The organism is Pseudomonas putida, from assembly GCF_001941965.1.
In the GTDB taxonomy this organism is placed as follows: Bacteria; Pseudomonadota; Gammaproteobacteria; order Pseudomonadales; family Pseudomonadaceae; genus Aquipseudomonas; species Aquipseudomonas putida_L.
Genome location: NZ_MKZO01000006.1, coordinates 1 through 20,872, shown reverse-complemented (window position 1 = coordinate 20,872; position 20,872 = coordinate 1). Strand labels below are relative to the sequence as shown.

Genomic DNA, 20,872 nt, shown 5'->3' with positions numbered 1-20,872 from the left:
GTTAACGAAATACCCCAACCAAGGCACTCTTGCTCCATGGACAGTCCATGGAGCATAGGTCATGCAGGATCAGACACCCGCTGTCGCCCTTCCCGCGCTGCCCAAGGGCGGCGGCGCCATCCAGAGCATCGGCAGCGGCTGGGGCGGTGTCGGCACCACGGGGGCGGCCTCCTTCGACATTCCCTTGCCCGTGTCCCCTGGTCGCGGCTATGCCCCGCCACTGGCCTTGAACTACCGCAGCACGGTCAGCAACGGCCTGTTCGGCATGGGCTGGAGCCTGTCCATCGGCTGCGTCGCCCGGCGCACCAGCAAGGGCGTGCCGCGCTACACCGATGACGACGTGATCCTTGGCCCGGACGGGGTGGCCTGGCTGCCTGAACGCGATGCGAGCGGCAACCTGCTGTTCACCGAGGTCGATGACTACCGCAGCCTGGCCCTGGACCGCCGCTACCAGGTGATCCGCCACTTCCCGCGCATCGAAGGCGCCTTCGAGCGCATCGAGCACTGGCGCGCCGATGCCGACGACCCGGGCTTCTGGCTGATCCACGGCGGCGACGGCAGCCTGCATTTCTACGGCCGCAACCCCTCCTCGCGCAGCACCGACCCGGACGACTCGCGGCGGGTCGGCGAATGGCTGCTGGAAGAGAGCATGAATGCCCATGGCGAGCACATCCTCTACCAGTACAAGGGCGAAGACCTGGCCGGACTCGACCCGGAGCATCCCCGCGACTTCCGCGCCCAGCGCTACCTGAGCCGGGTCTGCTACGGCAATGTAAGCGCCCACCCCTGGCTGTACCTGTGGCAGCCGGACACCCTCGACGCCGTGCACTGGCATTTCGAGGTGCTGTTCGACTACGGCGAGCGCAGCGCCGAGGCCGCGGACAAGCCCGGCTACGCCGAGGCCGGGCCCTGGAGCGTGCGCAGCGACCCGCACAGCACCTTCGCCTACGGTTTCGAGCTGGGCAACCTGCGCCTGTGCCGGCAGGTCCTGATGTTCCACCGCTTCGAGGCCGAACTGGGGCCTGAACCGGTGCTGGTGCGGCGCCTGCTGCTGGAGTACCAGGCCAGCGAGCTGTCCTACAACCTGCTGGTCGGTGCCCATAGCCAGGCCTGGTCTGCCAGCGGCCAGTTCAGCAGCCTGCCGCCGCTGACCTTCGCCTATGCGCCGTTCTATCCGGAGGCGCCCTGCACCTTCAGCGAATTCCCGGCGATGCCCGGGCTCAACGATGGCCTCGGCTACCAGTTGGTCGACCTGTACGGCGAGGGCCTGCCCGGCGTGCTGCACAGCAGCGACAAGGGCTGGTACTACCGCGAGCCGTTGCGCGACGCCAGCGGCCGCGACGACGACGCCCGCAACGACCGGGTGACCTATGGCGACTGGTCGCTGCTGCCGCGCCTGCCCCTGGCCGACAGCAGCCGGCCGCTGCGCCAGGCGCTACAGGACCTGACCGGCGACGGCCGCCTCGAATGGTGCATCAGCGCTCCCGGCCTGAACGGTTTCTTTACCCTCAACCCGGACCGTAGCTGGTCGACCTTCGTGCCGTTCGCCGCCGTCGCCCCGGAAGCCCTGCACCCGCTGGCGCAACTGGCCGACCTGAGCGGTGCCGGCCTGCTCGACCTGGCCCTGATCGGCCCGCGCAGCGTGCGCCTGTATGCCAACCGCCGTGAACAGGGGCATGCCGCGCCGGTGGACGTGCCGCACAGCCAGGACGACCGCCTGCCGGTCATCGGCGACGACCGCGCCGAACTGGTGGCGTTCAGCGATATCCTCGGCAGTGGCCAGCAGCACCTGGTGCGCATCCGCCACAACGAGATCCGTTGCTGGCCGAACCTCGGCCACGGCCGCTTCGGCAAAGGCTTCCGCTTCGCCAGCCTGCCCTTCGAGCATGCCGCATTCGATGCCGGACGGGTGCGCCTGGCCGACCTCGACGGTTCCGGCGCCAGCGATCTGCTCTACCTGGAAAGCGACGGTGTGCGCCTGTTCATGAACCGCAGCGGCTTCGGCCTGCAGGCGCCGGTGCTGCAACCCTGGCCGCAGGGCGTGCGCTACGACCGCCTGTGCCAGGTCAGCGCCGCCGACCTGCAGGGCCTGGGCTGTGCCAGCCTGGTCCTGACCGTGCCGCATATGCAGCCACGCCACTGGCGCATGGACTTCACCGCGCACAAGCCCTACCTGCTCAACCGCACCGACAACAACATGGGCTCGGTCGGCAGCGTCGAATACCGCAGTTCCGGTCAGGAATGGCTGGACGAGAAAGCGGAACTGCGCCAGGCCGGGCAGCCTGCGGTCAGCCACCTGCCCATGACCCTGCACGTGGTCGCCCGGCAGACCCAGCTCGACGAGATCACCGGCAACCTGCTGGTGCAACGCATGCAGTACCGCCGCGGCCATTACGACCGCCATGAGCGGGAACTGCGCGGTTTCGGCCTGCTCCTGCAGACCGACAGCGAAAGCGCCCGGGGTGACGAGGACACGCACTTCACCGCACCGATCCTCAGCAAGACCTGGTTCCACACCGGCCAGTACCCGGCGCCGGCCCGGGATGATTTCTACCAGGACAGCGAGGCGGCCGAGCCTGGTCCGGACCTGCTGAGCCTGTTCCAGAACGCGGCCGACCACATCGTCGCCAGCCCGGACGAAGCCCGCCTGCGTGCCATGGCCCATGCCCTCAGCGGTTCGCCGATCCGCAGCGAGCACTACGGCCTCGACGACAGCCCGCAGGCCGCAGTGCCCTACGCGGTGGAGCAGCATCGCTACCTGTTGCGCGAACTGGCCCCCGCCGGCGCCCACCAGCCCTATGCGCGCATGCTGCCGCTGGCACTGGAAAGCATCAGCCTGAACTACGAGCGCCAGGCCGACGACCCACGCTGCCAGCACAGCATCAACCTGGCCCATGACGCCTACGCCCAGCCGACCCATGCCGTGGTCATCCATTGCGCACGCCGCCGCCATGTCAGTGACCCGCCCCCCTTCGACAGCGAGCATGAACAGACCTGGTGGCGCGACGCCCATGACGACGCGCAGTACAACCATTACCTCAACGAAACCCGCAGCCAGGCCATCCACCTCAGCGACGCCCAGGGCTGGCGCCTCGGCCTGCCCTGGCGCCAGCGCAACAACGTGGTGATGCTGGCGCGCACGGCCTTGCCGCTGCGGCAGATCAGCTACGAGCACCTGGTCGGCCCGGAAAGCCCGCTGGGCGAGGACGCCGAGCGGGTCTTCAGCGGGCAGACCGTGCAACGCTACCAGGCGCCCGACACGACCACCCGGGAAGACCTGCCCGATGGCCAGGCCAGCTTCGAGGCCCTGCCCGGTTACCTGGAAAGTGCCGAACTGAACGAACAGGCGATGCAGGCCTACGACCGGGTGATGAGCCGCGACGAACTGCGCGACAAGCTGGTCGAGCTCAACTACGAGCGCATGCCGGCGTTCCTGCCGGAACAGCCGGAGCTGGAGCTCTGGGCCATCCGCCAGGGCTTCACCACCTACGCCCCGGCCAGCGCCTTCCACCGCACCCAGGCCTTCCGTGAAACCCGCAGCCACGGCGTCACCGAAGTGACCCACGACCCCTATCACTGCCAGGTCAGTTGCATCACCCTGCCCGATGGCTGCCGGACCCTGGCCGCGTTCGACTATCACTGCCTGCAACCGCGGCACATCACCGACCCCAACGACAATATCCAGGAAGCTCTGTACGACGGCTTCGGCCGGCTCCTGGCGAGCAGCTTCCACGGCACCGAAAACGGCGAAGCGGTGGGTTTCGCGCCGTTGAGCGAATACCAGCGCGACAGCGAGGACCTCGCCAGCGCCATCGACGACCCGCACGCCGCCCTGCAGAACGCCGCCAGCGCCTGCTACTACGACGCCTTCAGCTGGATGCAACCCGTGGAAACCCGCCAGCCGGTGCAGAGCGCCGTGCTGCTGGCCGACCGCTACCCGGGCGATCCCGAACTGCAGATCCGCATCAGCCTGAGCAGCAGCGACGGCTTCGGCCGCGCGTTGCAGAGCAAGCAGAGAGTCGAACCGGGCCTGGCCTACGCCGTCGACGACAACGGCGAACTGCGCCTGGAAGACGGCCAGCCGGTACTGGTGGACGCCGCCGCGCGCTGGCGGGTCAGCGAGCGGGTCGAATACAACAACAAGGGCCTGCCGGTGCGGGTCTACCGGCCTTACTTCGCCGAGCGCTGGCGCTACATCAACGACGCCTCGTTCAAGCTGTTCGGCTACAACGACCAGCAGTTCTACGACCCGCTGGGCCGGGAAATCCGCGTGCTGACCGCCAAGGGCTACCTGCGTCGGCAACGCTACCTGCCGTGGTACAGCATCAGCGAGGACGAGAACGACACCTGGGAAGAAATGCAGGGCGAAGGATGAAACGCGCCACAATGATTGTGGGAGTCCGCCCAGCCTTGCAGGCTGCGCTGTCACGTAGAGAACAGTTCTTGAGCGCGGCGCACACCCTGTGGGAGCGAGCTTGTCGGAGCGCCGAACCGTCGCGAAGGGCCGCAAAGCGGCCCCAAAGCCATCCACCTCAGTGTGTCAGGCCAGACGCGGACTCAGGTTTTGCGACGGCTTCGCCGCCGTTCGCGAGCAAGCTCGCTCCCACAAGCCGCCGCGATTGCAATAGTGAATCCACCATAGCAATCGCGGGTAAACCCGCTCCCACAAAGACCCTGCAAAATCAAAAAGTTATGTTTTGTTCTATGAGCTGGTTTGCCAGCGATGCGCCGCGCAAGCGGCGCTCGATCTCAAGAGCGCCGAACACCTACCGCCATGCATCCGCCTCAATCCCCAAGCAACCCCTCCACATGCCCGGCAAAGTCCGGCCCGCCATCCAGCGCCGTATAGCGCAACTGCACGATGATATCGGTCAGGCTTTCGAGCATGTCGGTTTGCTCGCCGTGCCGCGGGAAGCGCAACTCCCAGTGCGACAAGGCGCCGGTGCCCTCGAATGGCAGGTAGCGTTCGTCGTTGAAGTCGAGCTGGAACACGCCGTGGTCGTCGATGCCCCGTGACAGGCAGATGCTCTGGCTGGCGCGGGGGTTGTAGAGGATGTGGCTGGCGTCGCCCTCCGGCTGGTTGTACAGCTCGTTCATTGCCCGCGGATCGGCCTTGAGCACGGTACGGCTGGAAACCTGGGTGAGCACCGCGCGCACATCCTGGTAAGGGCCGACCAGCGCCGGCAGCGAGACCGAGACGCTGACCAGCTGGCGCAGGTAATGCCCCGGATAGTCGCCATCGAACAGGCGCGGTGCCAGTTCGAAATTGAGCACGCCCTCGTTGATCACGCCCTTCAGCGCAGTCTCCCAGTTCTGGTCGCTGCCAGGCTGGTTGAACAGTTGCTTGAGCGAAATGGTGCGCACCAGTTCCTGGCGCCGTTCGAAGCGCTTGAGCCAGGCCGCCTCCATGCGCAGCAACTGCAGGCGCAGGGCCTCGCCGGCGGTCAGGCCGAAGTGGTTGTCGAACCAGACGTTCGGCTGGATGAAGCGGGTCTGGTAGTCGCCCATTTCGTAATGCCAACTGGCTTCGCCGTTCAGGCATAGGGCGACTACCGCGTCGTAGGCCTGGTAGTAGAAGGTCGACATCTGGCTGAGCAGCCACTGGTAGAGCCCGGCGTTGGTGCTGCGGGACTTGAGGAAGCGGTAGTAGTCCTGGGCCTGCTGCTCGGCCTTGCTGGCTTGGGCTATCTGCACCTTGGCCATATCGATGGCGCTACGCTGGGCAGTGATCTGTTCGTCAATGGCTTCCAGTTCGGCGGCGGCCTGGTCGCGTTGCAGCTCCCAGTCCTGAAGGCGGCGTCGGTATTGCTCGTTCGAGCTTAGCCGGTCAGCGGTGATGCGTTGACCAGAGGCCACCAGTTGAAACACGCCTGCGGTCGCCAACAATGCGGAACCCAGGCGGATAGGGCCGCCACCAAATGTGGTAACGACTACGGACCCCATTTGCAAGGCTCCGGCAGCGGTTTCGAAGCCCTCGCCGATAGCGGAGGACACGGCAGCAGCCGTCTGGAACGCAAGCGAATCCATTTCGCCCAAGGATATGTCTTCATCCGCCAGACGGTCGTAATGTGCCCGTCGCTGGTCGATCACCCGACGACTTGCCTCCAGCGCCAGCAGGGTCGCATCGGCCTGCTCCAGCCCCACCTCCTGCAACTGGATGGCGAACTGCGAAAGCTCCAGGACGTGAGCATGTTGCAGTTCTTCCTGCTCGGCACGGTCCTTGAGCTCACGGTACATCCGCACCTGCTCGCCAAAGCGGCTCAGCGTTTCCACCGCATTTTGCAGCCGCGGGAGCAGCGCCCGGAACCGGAACGCCAGCACCGGCGCCATGCTGCCGACGCTGCGCTGCACCAGGCCGCTGCCGCTGTTTTGCGCGCGCAGCAGGTCCAGCGGATCAAGTAGCTTCGCGTAGAGCGGCAGCATGAGCGGCTTGCCGTCGATGGTCAGGTTGTTGCGCAGGTTGCCGATGCGGCTTTCCAACTGGTCCCACAGGTCCAGCAACTGGGTGTTGACCGGCAGGCGGAAACGCGGCGAATCGAGCAGTTCCAGCCAGGGCGTGCTGTCGGGCGCCAGTTGCAGCGGCAGCCCGGCCGGCAGTTGCGCCTCGATCGTCGCGAACAGGCTTTCGTCCGGGGTCGCCGCCTCCTCCAGGGTCACCGGTTCCCAGCGCCCGATCATGCGGTTGTCCGGACGCGGCCCGAGCAGGCTCAGGGCGCGGGTGTAGATAAGCTTGGCCTCGTTCAGCGAGTCGCGGGTCAAGCGGCGGTAGAGCAGGTCGCCATAGCCCAGCAGGTTCTGCACGTAGAACGCGAAGATGCCCTTGCGGTAATGCACCGGTTTCGAATAGCAGATGGCATCCGGATCGGCGATGCCATCGACCTCGTAATCGCCCCGGCCCGGTTCGTCCAGCGGCCGCACGCCCCAGTAGTAGGGGCTGGGGGGATTGGTCGGCTTGATCCGCGCCTGCGGATTGAAGATGTAGTGCAGCCACTCTTCGGCGCCCTGGAAATCCATCTCGTTGTTCAGGCGCCAAGCCACGGCGTGAGGGATATGGAAGAACAGCTCCCAGAAGTAGCGACCGTTGGCGCCGTGGAAGTCCATGTCCTGCTCTTGGGTAGTTCCCGGTAATGACGGCTCCTTGATGTGCTGTGAGTCCCAATTGATCAGGGCGTCCACCGAGATCAGGGCACGGGCGACCAGCTCTTTGGCGAAGAGCGTGTTCAAGCGCACGTACCGCAGGCCTTTCAGGCCGAGGTTACCCAGGTCCAGGTACTGGCCACCTTTGCTCCCGACCAGTAGCGGTGCCTTGGGAACCACGCCCGACACGGTAACCTCATAGTGATTGATCGAATCGAATGGCGGGAAACCAAGCGCAACCACGAGCTGTTCGTCCTGAACGACAGGTTTGGTTATCACCGTGGTTTGCACATTACCGTTGAGGATAACCGTGTTCGTCCATGTCCAATCCTTGGTATCCCCTCGGTAACCGTCCATGACGAACGCCGCCTGGGCCGGTCCGTGATAACCCAGTGCAAGGTTGGAGCGACCCTGCAGCCAGAAATAGGGCCCATTGCCATTGAAGCCGAGCTGGCAGTCCAGGTGCAGGCGGCCATTGAGCGGGCCTTGGACGGCATGCTCCCCGTCGCGCACATTGCGCACCGTCACATTCAAGGGTTTGTCGCTGACCAGAGGGTGCTGCAGGGCGTTGGGCGGCTCGACGAAGTGGCGAATGCCGTGAGCGATCCTCTGCGTCTCGGTCGGCGGTTCGTTCTCGTTCTCAGGAGGTTTCGGCGTGAATTGCTCATGAAGCAGCACCCTGAAACGCATATCCAGAACCAGGCCCTCGAGCATCGTGTCCTTGTTGAGCGCAAAGCCGATGACGATCTTCTTGTCCTGCGGGTCGGCTAGGTTGACGAAGGCCATCAGGCGGGTATAGACCCGTGACCCCTCATGCTGCAGGTCATAGCTCATCGGTACCGACCAGGTTCCCTCCAGCGTGCGATAGGCCAGCTTGAGACGATAACGGTTTACCGGCTCCATCAGCCCCGGCACCTCGGCCCGCTCGGCGGGGACCGCCTTCTGCTCGACGCGCTCCTCGATCCAGACCACATACAGCCGCCCTTCCAGTACCAGCGGACGCATATGCATCACTTCGTCGCCCTTCGGCACCTCCACCGGCATCCATTCGCTCCAGGCCGTAGGGCTCAGGTAGTCGTCATCCTCGGCGCGCGCCTCCTCGGGATCGCCAAAACGAACCGCCGCCTTGCGCCAGAACCAGGCACGCGGCTCGACGTTCTGCCGGCCGATGAAGTAGTAGTCGGCATTGCGCAAATCCAGCCCATCGATATAGCCGGTGGCCACCTCCAGGTTGCTGATCGTCTCGAACTTGTCCAGGTAATGCTGCAACGCGCGCTGCACCGAGTCCTTGGAAATCCGGCTCTGGTCGGTATCGCCGAGGAACTCGCGGAAAGCCGTAGTCTGTTTCAGGCGCAGGTTGGGCACCAGGTAGTTTTCCGGGTAGTCGCGCAGCATCTGGTTGGCGCCCCAAACCGCATACTCGCTTTTCGCCACCCGCCACTGCTGCTGCTCGCTGCCTTCGAGCATGCCCAGGTAGCCAGGCTCCATGCCGTTGAAGATGGCGTGGATATATTGCTGGATACTGGCCATGCCCATGGCGATGCCACTGGTATCGACCTTGGCGCTGACCTGGTTGTCGATCAGCAGGAACTCGTAAAGGTCCTGCTCGGTGACCAGGCCGCGCCCGGCTTCCACCGAGTGTTGCGGGACGATCTGGCCGAGGTAGTAGGCGACCAGCGCATCGCGGAGGTCTTCGGCGAGCTTGGCGAAGATGGGGTTCATGATTCAACTCCAGAAGCACTGTCTGCGACGATGGGAAATTCGGTAGGTCCGTACAGACAGAAACGTCTGTCGGTTAAATGACCCAGCGCAAGCCGAAGAAGATTTTCAGACGTATTCGCTAATGTTCCGAGCGTGAACCCATGCGCCTCTGGAGTGGCTCTAAGGTTTCTCATGGTGTCATCTATATGAAGCTCGAACAGGTAGCTCTGGCCATCTTCGGTGAAGACAAAGCCTTTCCTTCGGGCGTAATGGACATTGATCCGAATGAGCGTTTCGGCTTCACGGGTCATTTCAACATCCGTGGCAATCAGTTCGCGGACCAGCAAATCCAGGGTGCGAGACAAATGGTAAGGGAAATCAACAGTGGGTACTGACCTTCGATCAGCGCATTGCGCGCATCGACGTCTAGCCAGGTCTGGCCGTTCGCATCGGTAGGCCCACCTCCACGGAATTCCACGCTTTGAACCTGTTTTTTTCCAGGAAGCAGTGGCAAACCACTGATGCCGCCTCCGGCATCACTCAACGTCAGCACGAGCCGGGACGTATCTCCCTGGTCGGCCACGAAAGTGTTCCCACTGCCGACAATGCCTGAATCGGTGGCTGGCAGCAGCGTCAAGGTGGCTTCGCTTATGATCCGCTTGGCCTCGAAGGTATCCGAACCAACGAAATGCACACGTCTGGACAAGTCACCTGTCCGATTGAAACGACATTTCGATTCAATGGCACCCAAGTCACCTGTAAAGGAAGTACAAGGCAGCCAAACATCACCCTGTCCGTAGAAAGTCAGGTCGGCCACTTGCGACGAAGCGCCAGCAAGGAACAGTTGCACGCGAGTCTGTCCTTCCCGCAACGTCATGGGTGCCGCTCCGTTGCGCCGAGCCAGGCGGCCACCGAGTGCCGCATGATCCTTGCCATCCAGGGGTCCCCGGAAGAAGTGCAACTCGCTCTTCTCCAGATCAAGCAGGTATCGCAAGCTGAACTTCAGTGCCAGGGTGACGCCAAGGTTCGACTTCACGTTCAGAACGATGTCGTTGGAGTAAGGGTCACTGTCAGCCAGGAAGGCTGCCTTGCTGCAGTCAATCTGCAATGTCACACCGCCATCTTCTGCGCAATCCAGAAGCTGGCCCAAGGGCGGACTGAACGTAACGCCCAGAGAAGCCGGATTCGCGCCCTCGCCCAGACTGAAGGTCATACGTCCCTGGCTGTCGCCCTCGCCGTCGTTGCGCACGGCACGTACTAAAAGGCTCGAACTCAGGCCGGGGTCGATACAGTACGCGCCCTTGACTGCATCGACCGGCACCATGCCCGGACTGTTCGACCCTACTTGCGCCACGAGCTCTGCGTGCTGTGCAACCACCCTCACCTTGAAATTAAACTCGTCACCCGCGCGCACCGACTTCACGGTGATGGTGTGAGTGCCCACCTCATTGTCATTGAAATGTGCCTGGTAGCCCGTCACACCCTCGGCAGTGGTCTTGGTCGTCGCCAGCAGTTCGTCGCCCTTCCACCAGGTCACCGGCAACTCCGCCGCAGCTGGTTCCAGACGCACACGGAAGGTGGCCGCCAGGAACTGACCGACGATGTAGAACTGTTCGGCAGGTTCCATTTCCACCAATCTGGGCAGTTCATGAATCGTCGTGCGTTCGGACGACAAGGGCTGCAACGGTTTGTCGTTGAACGTAGCCTTGACCGTGACTGTCACCTCGCCGGGTTCATCGGCGGTGTACTCGATGCTGGCGATACCCTGCGCATCGGTAATACTGCGGTCGGCGCTGAAACTGCCGACATCGGCATCCCAATGCGCGGTCAGTTCGTCTTGCGGACTGCCATCGAGATTGACCGCCCGACAGGTCACGGTGACGGGTTGGGTGGCGGCCACCGGCCCGTTGAACCGCACATACTGGAAGTACTGCTGTTCGAGAAACTCCACCGCCTCGTAGGTATGCGCCTCGCCATTGAGCGGCAGCCTGACCACCACCACCGCCTCGCCGGACGACAGGCTGCGCAGACGCGCACTGGCCAGGCCTTTGGCATCGGTACGGGTCTGCGGGCGCTCGAAAGTCCCAAGGTCGGTGCTCCACTCCAGCACCCGATCGCGCCCGGGGTTGCCAAAGTCGTCCTCGAGGCGCAGACCATATTCGATCAATGCCAGGTTGCCGGCCAACGCCTCCATCGGCGCGCACACCGGGTCCTTGATGGTCAGGGAGGTCTCATCGCAATCGATCAGGATCAACGGTGCAAGAATCTGCCGGTCGAGACCAAAACGAGCAATGATCTGGGCGGTTCCCATTTCCTCACCGGCCAGCAGATAGTTTTCCACCTGGCCGTTTTCGTCCGTAGTGAACGAAGAGGGACCGCCGAGTCGTGAATGATCGGTTTCCCAGGTGACGGTGATCCCCGGCAGAGGCTCGCCGGCAAAGTTCTTCACGGTCAGCAGGCATATCGCCCTGCCCCCCGCCTTGGCCACCAGACGCAGCACATCCACCACGATCCACGAAGCCTCGCTCTGACCTAGCTCGCCTTGGGCCGTCGATTGCCCCCTTTGCTGCTCCACCAGGCTACTCAGGGCGCTCTCGGCCGCAGCACGGTACTCCTCGCGCAGGCTGTTGCTACGTAGCCGGCTCAACGCAACGGCCGCCGCGCTGCCCAGTTGCAGTTTGGTACAGGCCTGGCGTACTCGGACCAGATGATCCAGTTGCCGAACCGTGACGATCAGCCCGTTATCGGTGATCTCTGCGGCAGTCTCGAGGATGTCGCGTACACCGAAACCGGTGAATTGCGCAATCTTGCCGGCAGCGTCCTCGCGGATCAGTTGCAGGTCCTGCTCGGTGAGGTCCGGTGGCAGGTTGTTGACCAGTTTCAGATAGTCCAGCAGCACCTGCTCGGCCTGCTTGGTAAACGCCAGCAAATAGTGGTACTGGGTCAGCAGGTGGAGATTAGCGAACGTGATAGTGCCACCGTCGCCGCCCACCTCTCCCTCGAACCACTCCGGGTGCAGGCGCCAGCTTCGCAGCGCCAAGGGGCTAAGACCGAGTTGCTCGACGATGCCCATACGGTGACCAAGGCGTGCAAGCAATTCGAGAATATCGTCGCCAATCGGTACTGGCAGCGGATCCTCCTCCACAAACAGCTCATGGACCTCCTCCAGCAATTGGTAGCTGCTGCCACCCGCCCAGGCCAGTACTTCCTGGCTCAACTCGGCGCTGCCCCCGAAGCTGCTGGCCAGTGACTCCCAGACCAGCGCGTGCTGAGCCGAGCGGGCATCCATCACCAGTTGGAAGACGCGGATGACGATATGCGGACCGTCTTCCAGCTCAAGATTATCCACGATTAATTCCAGCCGACTTTTCAGCGCGGCTTCATAATCCTCGATGTTCGGGTACTCGCCCGGTTCGACGATCAATCCTTCCTTGGAGACAAAAACCTGCAACAGGGTCATCCAGTCGATGGGGGTGGGTTCGTCCTTGCCGGAAATCATCGGCAATCCCGCATCGCTGAAAACCATATTACTGAGCAAGGTCGGCAACATGCGTCCGTGCATTTGCCGCAACAAGTCCAGCTCGACACCACTGGCGGCCGCTGGTGGTGCCAGCGGCATCAGATGCTGGTAGAGCCAGGAGACACTCAGGTCATGCTCCCGGCACCACTGCACGGCATCGGCCATCGACTGCACCACGCTCAGGGTGTCGCTCAGGTCACTGTGCTGATGAATGGCCAGGGTGGTATTGACCAGGCGCGAAACGTACTGATGCCCGCGCTCCCCGATCAGTTGCAGCAGCGCCAAGGCCTCGATGCTGGTGAGACCGAGCAACGCCGGCAAGCGGGCGAGGCGGTAGAAGGCGGAAATGACCGAATGTGACCAATGCAGCACCTCGGCTTGCCCTTTGGCCAGGAGCGCCTGCTGATCCCCTGTCTGGACGATGTAGCGGGCAAGGTACAGGTAGGTTTCGTAATCGATGCCCAAGGCCGCGCACAGATGGTGGATGCGGCGATACTCCACTTCGTTGCCAGGCGCGATATTGAAAGGGCGCCCATCGAGCACCAGCGGCTCGCTGAACAGCGTCGGGTCATTGAAGACCCGGTCGAACTGCGGGATCTCGCTCCCTCGGGCATACAGGGCGACACCTTGCAGGAGCGCTGCGAACTCCTCGGCCTGGACTTTGAAGTCACGGCGCAGGCGACGGAAAAGTCCGAGGGCACGCAGGGTGTTCTCGGTGATTTCGCGCCCCCGGCCCGCCTCACCGTATTCGGCCTGCAAGGCGGCGTCGAGGAGCTGGTCGGTCTCGCCAAAGGGCAGTTCGAGCCAGCGTGCCAGGCGGATCATGCGCTGCATGCGGTCGAAATGGTCGTTGCTCCAGTCGCTGAGGCGGTGTTGCTTGTCGACCGTGCTCACACCGATTGCCGGCTCGATGCCGCTGTTGATATAGACCGAGCCGAAGCGCGCCGGCCCCGGTACTGTCAGCCCTGGCACGTTCGGAGACGCTACCGGCGCATAGCGCTGTATCGACAGCAGCGACTCAATGCCGTCCTGGTTCAGCCCGGTGCGCAGACAGAAGGCGCTCAGCGGCAAGAGATCCTCGGCCTTCTCCACCCCATAGTGACGCATGAAGAAAGCGTTCTGCAGGGTATGCAGCGACTCGCGCAACAACGTGCGCGGGTTGGTCAGGGTCTGTACCGTGCGGGCGCTGGCGCGCCGCGCGCCACGGGGGAAATATGCCGCTTCGAGGAGCAGGGCACGCTGCTCGGGGCCCAGTGCCGTGTCCATCTGCAGCGCATCGTCGGAGCGCAGCGAATGCAGGCCGAGACGGCAGAAATAGGGAAACTCCGGATCGAGCTGGCGCACCAGGTCGCCGAGTCCGTAGTTCTTTGGCTGGAGGATGTTGTTGATTTGCGACATGTAGCGTTCGAACGGCAAACCCAACGGATAGCGTGCCTCAAGCAAGGCATCGTCAACCGCCAGGGTCTTCTGGTTGAGCTCGTCGAGATGACGGCGCGCGGCGCCTTCGAGGATTTCGTTGACAATGCCGATGGTCGGCTCGACCCGCTCCAGGGCCTGGTTGTCGAGCAGCAGCGCAGCCAGGTCCGGGCGCCGCTCGGCAAGCAGGATGGGCGTAGCCTCCTCAGTGTTGGCCAGCGGCTCGATCACTCGCGTGACCCAGGTGAATAGCGCGGTCAAATAGGCAGCCGGCGAGGTAGTGGCCTCGATCGAGCCGGGCAGGCAATTATCGCTCCAACTCGGGCTGAACTGGCTTTCAAAGGTCGGGCCCTCGACCAGGGCCCGGAGCCCGGTGCGCCACGGCTGGTCGCCGCTGTCCTCGGTCGTCAGGCGCTCCTCGCGATACTCACGTGCAGCCAGCACCGCCAGGGCACTGGCACGCTGGTGCAGACGCCGGGCATCCTCGCCGGACAGGCCGGGGGTGCGTTTCATGAGGGCTTCCACGCTGCCACGGGCAATGGCAAAGGCCGACCCGAGGCCAGCCTGCAACAGTTGCTCGGCCTGCTCGGGCCGGGTGGCGATACGGGACAGGGAATTACCGGAGGGTGTGGCCTTGCGCCGAGCCATGGGCAGGTTCTCCATCGAGTGCTGCGGCGCTAGCGGGCCGCCCGTTCGATGAAGCTAACCAGCCGGGAACACTCGCGCTACTGACAGAAATATCAGGTGCCGCGCAAAGGCAGGAGATAGACGGACCTCCAGAACGACAACGCCTGCAGGCCAGCGCGCTACTCCAGCACCACCCGGTTCCGCCCGCCCTGCTTTGCCCTGTACATCAACTCATCCGCCCGCTTCAGCGCGGCATGGCTGTCATCGCCCGCCGCACAACGGGCCACCCCCAGCGACACCGTGACATGCCCCACCGGCTCGATTCGCGTTACCTCGACCTGCCCGCGCAAGCGCTCGGCCATCTCCCCGGCGGCGGCGATGGGTGTGTCTGGCAGCAGCAGGAGAAACTCCTCGCCGCCCAGGCGAAACGCCAGGTCGCCTTCCCGCGAGCACTCGCGCAGCACACCCGCCAGCCGCGCCAGCACCTCATCGCCGACATCGTGGCCATGGCCGTCGTTGATCGCTTTGAAATGGTCGATATCCACGGCGATCACGGCAAAGCCCTGCTTGCGCTCGTCCATCACCTCCAGCGCCTCACCCAGGGCCCGGCGGTTGAACAGGCCGGTCAGCGGGTCGGTCTGCGCCTGCAGGTTGAGGCGCCCCATGCGCTCCTGCATCACGTTGATCCCGCGCAGCAGCGCGCGCTTGATGTGGTCCGCCTCGAAATACCAGGCGCGTACCGCGCGAATGCGCTCCGGCGAGCTGCTGGCGTTCATCGCATTGGCGTTGTCCGCCAGTTGGCGCAGCGGCCGGGTGATCAGCAAGGTCATCCACCAGATGCCGATCAGCCCGAGCACGCCCACCGGCGCCGTGCCGCGGAACATCTGCCACATCAGCCGGTCCAGCGGCGCCACGGTGTCGCGGTAGGGCTTTTGCGAAACCACGCCCCAACGCGTCAGGGGAATGCTGGCGAAGCCGGCGAGCATCTCGACGCCCTGGGTATTGACCACCTGCATGGCGCCACTCTTGCCGGTAAGCAGTTCGTCCACCGCCAGGTTGGCCCCGACCACGCTGCCAACCCGGTCGAACTGCGGGTGGTAGAGCAGGCGGCGGTTGTTGTCGACCACGTAGCTGAGGGTGCCGTCGCGGTAGAAGTGGTTGCTGATCAGGGTGTGCAGGATGCCCTTTTCGCGCAGGTACACGGCGCCGCCGACAAAGCCCAGGTAGCGCTGCTGATCGTCGAACACCGGGTGCGAGATGAACACCACCAGGTTGCCGGTGCTGGAGGTGTAGGCGTCGCTGATCAGGGGCACGCGGCTGTTCAGCGCATGCTCGGCACCGCTGGAGGTCAGGGCCTGGCCGTCGTGCAGCAAGGACGGCGGCCAGGCCGCAAGGACATGGCCGGTGGCGTCGACGATGGTGATGGCGTTGAAGCCCTGGTCCTGTTCCTGGATGCGTTTCGCTTCGGCATGCAGCAGGCGCGGGTCGCCGAAATCGCGGCTCATCTGGCCGACGCTGTAGGCCAGTTGCTGCTGCGCAGACAAAAGAAAGGCCTCGATGCTCGACGCCACCTTGGCGGCATAGGCGCGGTTGGCTTCCAGGGCGTTGTCCACCAGCACCTGGTGCTGCACCTGGCGCGCCGCATAGAAGCTGTTGGCCAGGGTCACGCCGGCGGTGACCAGGGCAAACAGCAGGATGATCTTGCGCAGGTCGATGTGCTTGAAGGTCATTGGGTCCTTTCCCGGGCAGGCGGTCCTCGGAACGATAGAACAATTGCTTCGGAGCAGGGCCGGAAGCCGGGCTACGACAACGGAAATCCACACGAGTTGCCGTCAGTTCCCGTAAGCCTTCAGCCATTGCGCCCGCGCGACATGACCTCATCACGACCCAGGACATCGGCGCATTGCCAGACAATTCAACAGGATAGCCAAGGGCCGGAGAAGCCGCGGATCGAACCCCTGTCATCCGCCGTGGATTGACATCAGATAGCCATCAACCATCCTTGATCCCGCGACCGCACCCAGGGACCGGGAGCCGGGATGCGCCCAACGGGCGTGGTCGCCTTGTCAACCCAACACCAATGGAGAGTCATGCATGTCTGGAAACATCGTGGATGTATTGCTGGTGGTCGACGCCGATCAGATTATCGACGGGGTCGGTGGCACCCAGCAGAGCCGGGTACCGGGCGCTGTGTACCTGGTAGCCCAACGCAAGCTGGTGGATGGCAGTGCATCGGGTGATCAACAGGACGGAGGCAACGAACTCTGGATCGACGTGAAAAAAGGCGACGTCATCCGCTGGCGCGCCACCACCCTGTCGCGCAACTTCGACCGGTCGACCGTGATCTCCCGTGTGTACAAGGGCAACAAGCAAACGGCCAACGCGGGCGATATCTCCGACCCGGAGCTGCACTGGTTCGAGGATGTGCTGGTGCCTTACGTGAAAAAAGGCAGCAACGTGAGCAATCCGCCAAACATCGGCACCACCAGCACTACCGTCAGCCTCTGGCAGGCCGACGCCGAGAAGCCCGGCGCAGACAAGATCTGGTACATGATCGATTTCTACGTGCTTGACAGCCAGGGCAACATCATCAGCGAACGGCTGAATTGGGATCCGTTCATCACCGTCAACCCCTGAGCCCCTGCTGAATCGGCTCACCTCCCGGCTGCTGCGGAGGTGAGCCATTGCACCATGGTCGAGTCGGGTCACTGCAACATTTTGTACAAACCCACAGGGCAATTGATTATGCTGGCGGGCTTATGCCATGGCGCATCGCCACATCGACAAGTACCCGCCCATGAAAATCTTCATTGTCCTGTTGTTCGCCGTCTCCATTGCCTACGTGCATTTCCGTGGCCGCGTCCGACACAAGATCACCCGCCAGTTGGGCGACCACTCCAGCTTCCTGGCGCCGGTCAACGCCTTCCTTTACCTGTTCTCGAAGCTGCCGGCCAAGCCCTACCTGCCGACCGAGGCCTTCCCCGAACTCAAGCCGTTGCAGGACAACTGGCAGGAGATCCGCGAAGAAGCCCTGCAACTGCTGCATGTCGGCGAGATCAAGAGCTCGCAGAATTACGACGACGTCGGTTTCAACTCGTTCTTCAAGAGCGGCTGGAAGCGTTTCTACCTGAAGTGGTACGGCGAGAGCCACCCCTCGGCGATGAAGCTGTGCCCGCGCACCACCGAACTGCTGCAGAGCATCGGCACGGTCAAGGCGGCGATGTTCGCCACCCTGCCGCCGGGGTCGAAGCTGGTGCGGCACCGCGACCCTTATGCCGGCTCCTATCGCTATCACCTGGGCCTGGACACGCCGAACGACGAAGCCTGCTTCATCTGCGTCGACGGCGAGAACTACCACTGGCGCAACGGTGAAGCGGTGATGTTCGACGAGACCTATATCCACTACGCCGCCAACCAGACCGAGCACAACCGGGTGATCCTGTTCTGCGACGTCGAGCGGCCGCTGAAGTACCGCTGGGCGACGGCGTTCAACCGCTGGTTCAGTACCAATGTCATGGCGGCGGCTGCGGCGCCGAACGATGCCGGGGACAAGACCGGCGGGATCAACCGGCTGTTCACCCGCATCTACAAGATCCGCGAGCGCGGCAAGGCGCTGAAGAAGCGCAATCGGGCGCGGTATTACGCGGAGAAGTGGGCGGTGGTGGCTTTGGTTGCGCTGGTGTTCATCTATATCTGAGGTGGCCCCAATCGCTGGCAAGCCAGCTCCCACAGGGTTCTGCAGCGACGCGGACACTGTGGGAGCTGGCTTGCCAGCGATGAGGCCCTCAGCTTCACCACCTTATTTGAAGATGGTCAGCAAGATCTGCACATCCCCCTCCCCCACATTCCTGAACCAGTGCTCGCAGTCCCCGCGCACCGTCGCCGTATCCCCTTCGTTCAGCACCACGACCTGATCCCCGGCATGCACTTCCAGCGTCCCGGCGACGATATGGAAGATCTCCCGCGAGCCGCTCTTGTGCGGCGAGAACCTGGCCGATGACGCCCCCGGCGGCACGGTATAGGACAGCAACTCCAGATCCGGCCCAGGCCGCGCCAGGGCCAGGCGCACGATCCCGGTCTCCTCGTCGACGAAGCGCAGGTTGTCCCCCGCCCGGGTGACTTCGGTCGGTTCCTGCTCGATCAGCTCCGACAATTCGCAGCCCAGCCCCCGGGCGATCGCCAGCGCGTTGCGCAGGCTCGGACTCAGCATGCCGCGCTCCAGGCGCGACAACGCCGCTGCGGAAACCCCGCTGTTCTCCGCCAACTGATCCAGGGTCACTCCCAGTTGCAGGCGACGCTGGCGCACGGCCAGGCCGAACAGATCCTGTTCCGCATGTTCGTCTTTGTCTTTCATTCCGGTCCTTTCAATCTTGCCAATTGCTTATCCGCAAATATAATTGCGAAAACGCAAACCTGAGTAATTCGAACGATGAATGCCTTTCTTGCAACGTCCCCGGTGTTTTCCGCGATCCTGGCCCTCGGCCTGGGCATCCGTTCGCTGCATGCGGCGCTGCTGGGTGTGTGCGCCGCGTTGCTGGCGGCCATTATTGCCTTTCCACTGGGTGCAGCGGAAATCGGCGTGGCCACGATCAAGTGGCTGCCGCTGGTGCTGGAGGTGCTGCTGATCGTCGGCGGCGGCCTGCTGATGTCCGAGGTGCTGCGCCATGCGGGCGCCCAGGCGGCGCTGGCCAACTGGATCAAGGGGCGTGCCGGTACAGGTGTCGCCGCCGTACTGCTCGTGGTACATGGCATTACACCGTTCGCCGAATCGGTAACCGGCTTTGGTATTGGCGTGACCATCGGCATTCCGCTGCTGGTGTACATGGGCCTGACGCCACGGCATGCGGCGCTGATCGGCCTGCTTGGCCTGTGCGCCGTGCCTTGGGGCTCGATGGGACCGGGGACGATGATCGCCGCGAGCCTGGCAGGGCTGGGTTTCGATGAGCTGGGGATCGCCTCGGCAGCGTTGAGCGTCCTGCCGTTCGCTATCAATGGCTGTGTCGCAGCGTGGCTGGTCAGTACACCGGGCGAGCGGCCACGGGCCCTACTGCTGGCGTTGTTATCGGCACTGGTGCTGGCGCTGGCCGTGGGCCTGGCAAACCTGGCGTTCGGCACGGCGCCGGCCGGTGCCGTGGGCAGCGTGGCGATCATCTGCCTGCACCTGCTGCGCGGCGGCCGGGCGGGCGGCGAAGCCTTGTTGCCGATCGGCAGACGCGCCTTGCACGCCTACGGCCTGCTGCTCGGCGGCGTCCTGATTGCCGGCAGCCTGGTGCGTTTCTCCGGCTTGCCTGAAACCTGGCACTACATCGCCTCCCCGGCCCTGTGGCTGTTCGTCGCCGCCCTGTGGTTCTGCGCCGGCCGGGTGCCCGCCGAACCGCTGGGGCGGGCATGGAAATCCTGGCTGCAGGTGGCCCCGGTGACCGGGCTGTTCATCATCATGGGCATCGTCATGGCGGTCAGCGGTACGGCGGCCTACCTTGCCCGGCTGCTGGCGGACATGGGCCCGGGCTACCTGGCGATCTCGCCCTTCGTGGGCGCCCTGGGCGGTTTCGTCACCGGTTCCAGCAGCGGCTCCAACGCCATGTTCGCCGCGACCCAGGCGGAGATCGCCAGGTCGCTCGGGGCGAATCTGCTGCTGTTCATGGCCACCCACAACGTGGCGGCGGCGATCTCCATCCTCGCCTCGCCGGGCAAGATCGAAATGGCCCTGCAACTGGCCGGCGGCGACGGCGCGCAACGACGTTGGGTCCAGCGCCTGGCGATCCTCGTGGTGCTGTGCAGCGCCGCGCTGATGGCGCTGCTCAATGTGCTGGCCGGCGACTGGTTCTAAAGCACTACCCGCTCAGGCCCAACGACCATTGGCGAGGCGGCGGGGAAGCGACTAGCTTCACTGTTCGAGCGATCCAAACCAACAAGGTGAACACGATGAGCATGATGGACTGGGATGGTTACCGTAAGCAGTTGATGGCGGGAATCGGCGATCTGAAGCAGCTGTCGCCCGACACCGTGGCCGGCTACGCCACCGCCAGCGCGGCCGGGGCCAAGACCAATCACCTAGACGCAAAGACCCGCGAGCTGATTTCCCTGGCGGTGGCCGTCACCACCCGCTGCGACGGCTGCATCGCCGTGCACTCGCAGCAGGCGGTGAAGCATGGCGCGACCCGTGAAGAGATCGCCGAGGCGCTGGGGGTGGCGGTGGCGATGAATGCCGGCGCGGCCCTGGTGTATTCGGCGCGGGCGCTGGATGCGGTGGGCAAGGCGACCGAGTAAGGCTCCAGGGCCCTATCGCTGGCAAGCCAGCTCCCACAGGTTTTTGTACACCGCGAACCCTGTGGGAGCTGGCTTGAACTGGCCTAATGATCCCGGACACCTCTTAAGGGCGATATGATTCGCCCATTCAGGAGGTTCTATGCAAGAACGGAAGACCTACACCCGCGAGTTTAAGCAACGTGCTGCCAGCATGGTTCTTGA

Annotated in this window: 10 protein-coding genes; 5 read left to right on the top strand and 5 right to left on the bottom strand. The window is 63.9% G+C overall.

Translation table 11 applies throughout. The features are described from left to right. Positions 1-61: 61 nt before the first annotated feature. Positions 62-4,375, top strand: a complete 4,314-nt coding sequence (locus PSEMO_RS03150) for a SpvB/TcaC N-terminal domain-containing protein (RefSeq protein WP_075801708.1) — start codon at positions 62-64, stop codon at positions 4,373-4,375. Positions 4,376-4,785: 410 nt separating this feature from the next. On the opposite strand, the gene PSEMO_RS03145 is transcribed toward PSEMO_RS03150, so the two are convergent. From PSEMO_RS03145 to PSEMO_RS03135, 4 genes are all read right to left on the bottom strand, one after another. Then, positions 4,786-8,859 carry a Tc toxin subunit A-related protein gene (locus PSEMO_RS03145; RefSeq protein ID WP_075801707.1) on the bottom strand — a complete coding sequence of 1,358 codons (4,074 nt, stop codon included), beginning with the start codon at positions 8,857-8,859 and terminating at the stop codon, positions 4,786-4,788. Next, entirely contained in the window at positions 8,856-9,149 is a 294-nt protein-coding gene (locus PSEMO_RS32690) for a hypothetical protein (RefSeq protein WP_144443528.1), read from the bottom strand. Before PSEMO_RS32690 ends, PSEMO_RS03145 begins: the two co-directional genes overlap by 4 nt. Positions 9,150-9,166: 17 nt before the next feature. Then, positions 9,167-14,422 carry a Tc toxin subunit A gene (locus PSEMO_RS03140; RefSeq protein WP_075801706.1) on the bottom strand — a complete coding sequence of 1,752 codons (5,256 nt, stop codon included), beginning with the start codon at positions 14,420-14,422 and terminating at the stop codon, positions 9,167-9,169. 158 nt (positions 14,423-14,580) lie between these two features. Next, positions 14,581-16,131, bottom strand: a complete 1,551-nt coding sequence (locus tag PSEMO_RS03135) for a sensor domain-containing diguanylate cyclase (protein ID WP_075801705.1) — start codon at positions 16,129-16,131, stop codon at positions 14,581-14,583. A gap of 364 nt (positions 16,132-16,495) precedes the next feature. Between PSEMO_RS03135 and PSEMO_RS03130 the strand changes: the two genes are divergently transcribed. Both PSEMO_RS03130 and lpxO read left to right on the top strand, forming a co-directional pair. Continuing rightward, positions 16,496-17,038, top strand: coding sequence for an AidA/PixA family protein (locus PSEMO_RS03130; protein WP_075801704.1), 543 nt, complete (start codon positions 16,496-16,498; stop codon positions 17,036-17,038). A gap of 160 nt (positions 17,039-17,198) precedes the next feature. Beyond that, positions 17,199-18,098 (top strand): lipid A hydroxylase LpxO, encoded by a 900-nt coding sequence (lpxO, locus tag PSEMO_RS03125; protein ID WP_075801825.1) that lies wholly within the window; start codon positions 17,199-17,201, stop codon positions 18,096-18,098. Between the two features lie 102 nt (positions 18,099-18,200). Here lpxO and PSEMO_RS03120 read toward each other — a convergent pair whose 3' ends face one another. After that, a complete protein-coding gene (locus tag PSEMO_RS03120) occupies positions 18,201-18,755 on the bottom strand; it encodes a helix-turn-helix domain-containing protein (RefSeq protein WP_075801703.1) in 555 nt (184 codons plus the stop codon). Positions 18,756-18,830: 75 nt separating this feature from the next. Here PSEMO_RS03120 and PSEMO_RS03115 point away from each other — a divergent pair, with 75 nt between their 5' ends. Next, positions 18,831-20,231 carry an L-lactate permease gene (locus PSEMO_RS03115; RefSeq protein ID WP_075801702.1) on the top strand — a complete coding sequence of 467 codons (1,401 nt, stop codon included), beginning with the start codon at positions 18,831-18,833 and terminating at the stop codon, positions 20,229-20,231. Positions 20,232-20,326: 95 nt separating this feature from the next. Continuing rightward, positions 20,327-20,671, top strand: a complete 345-nt coding sequence (locus PSEMO_RS03110) for a carboxymuconolactone decarboxylase family protein (RefSeq protein ID WP_075801701.1) — start codon at positions 20,327-20,329, stop codon at positions 20,669-20,671. Positions 20,672-20,872 lie beyond the last annotated feature (201 nt).

What these genes read in the sequence shown, in the direction of transcription:
- PSEMO_RS03150 (WP_075801708.1), top strand. Translation starts at nt 62, where the DNA reads ATGCAGGATCAGACACCCGCTGTCGCCCTTCCCGCGCTGCCCAAGGGC.
- PSEMO_RS03145 (WP_075801707.1), bottom strand. Translation starts at nt 8,859, where the DNA reads ATGAACCCCATCTTCGCCAAGCTCGCCGAAGACCTCCGCGATGCGCTG.
- PSEMO_RS32690 (WP_144443528.1), bottom strand. Translation starts at nt 9,149, where the DNA reads ATGACCCGTGAAGCCGAAACGCTCATTCGGATCAATGTCCATTACGCC.
- PSEMO_RS03140 (WP_075801706.1), bottom strand. Translation starts at nt 14,422, where the DNA reads ATGGCTCGGCGCAAGGCCACACCCTCCGGTAATTCCCTGTCCCGTATC.
- PSEMO_RS03135 (WP_075801705.1), bottom strand. Translation starts at nt 16,131, where the DNA reads ATGACCTTCAAGCACATCGACCTGCGCAAGATCATCCTGCTGTTTGCC.
- PSEMO_RS03130 (WP_075801704.1), top strand. Translation starts at nt 16,496, where the DNA reads ATGTCTGGAAACATCGTGGATGTATTGCTGGTGGTCGACGCCGATCAG.
- lpxO (WP_075801825.1), top strand. Translation starts at nt 17,199, where the DNA reads ATGAAAATCTTCATTGTCCTGTTGTTCGCCGTCTCCATTGCCTACGTG.
- PSEMO_RS03120 (WP_075801703.1), bottom strand. Translation starts at nt 18,755, where the DNA reads ATGAAAGACAAAGACGAACATGCGGAACAGGATCTGTTCGGCCTGGCC.
- PSEMO_RS03115 (WP_075801702.1), top strand. Translation starts at nt 18,831, where the DNA reads ATGAATGCCTTTCTTGCAACGTCCCCGGTGTTTTCCGCGATCCTGGCC.
- PSEMO_RS03110 (WP_075801701.1), top strand. Translation starts at nt 20,327, where the DNA reads ATGAGCATGATGGACTGGGATGGTTACCGTAAGCAGTTGATGGCGGGA.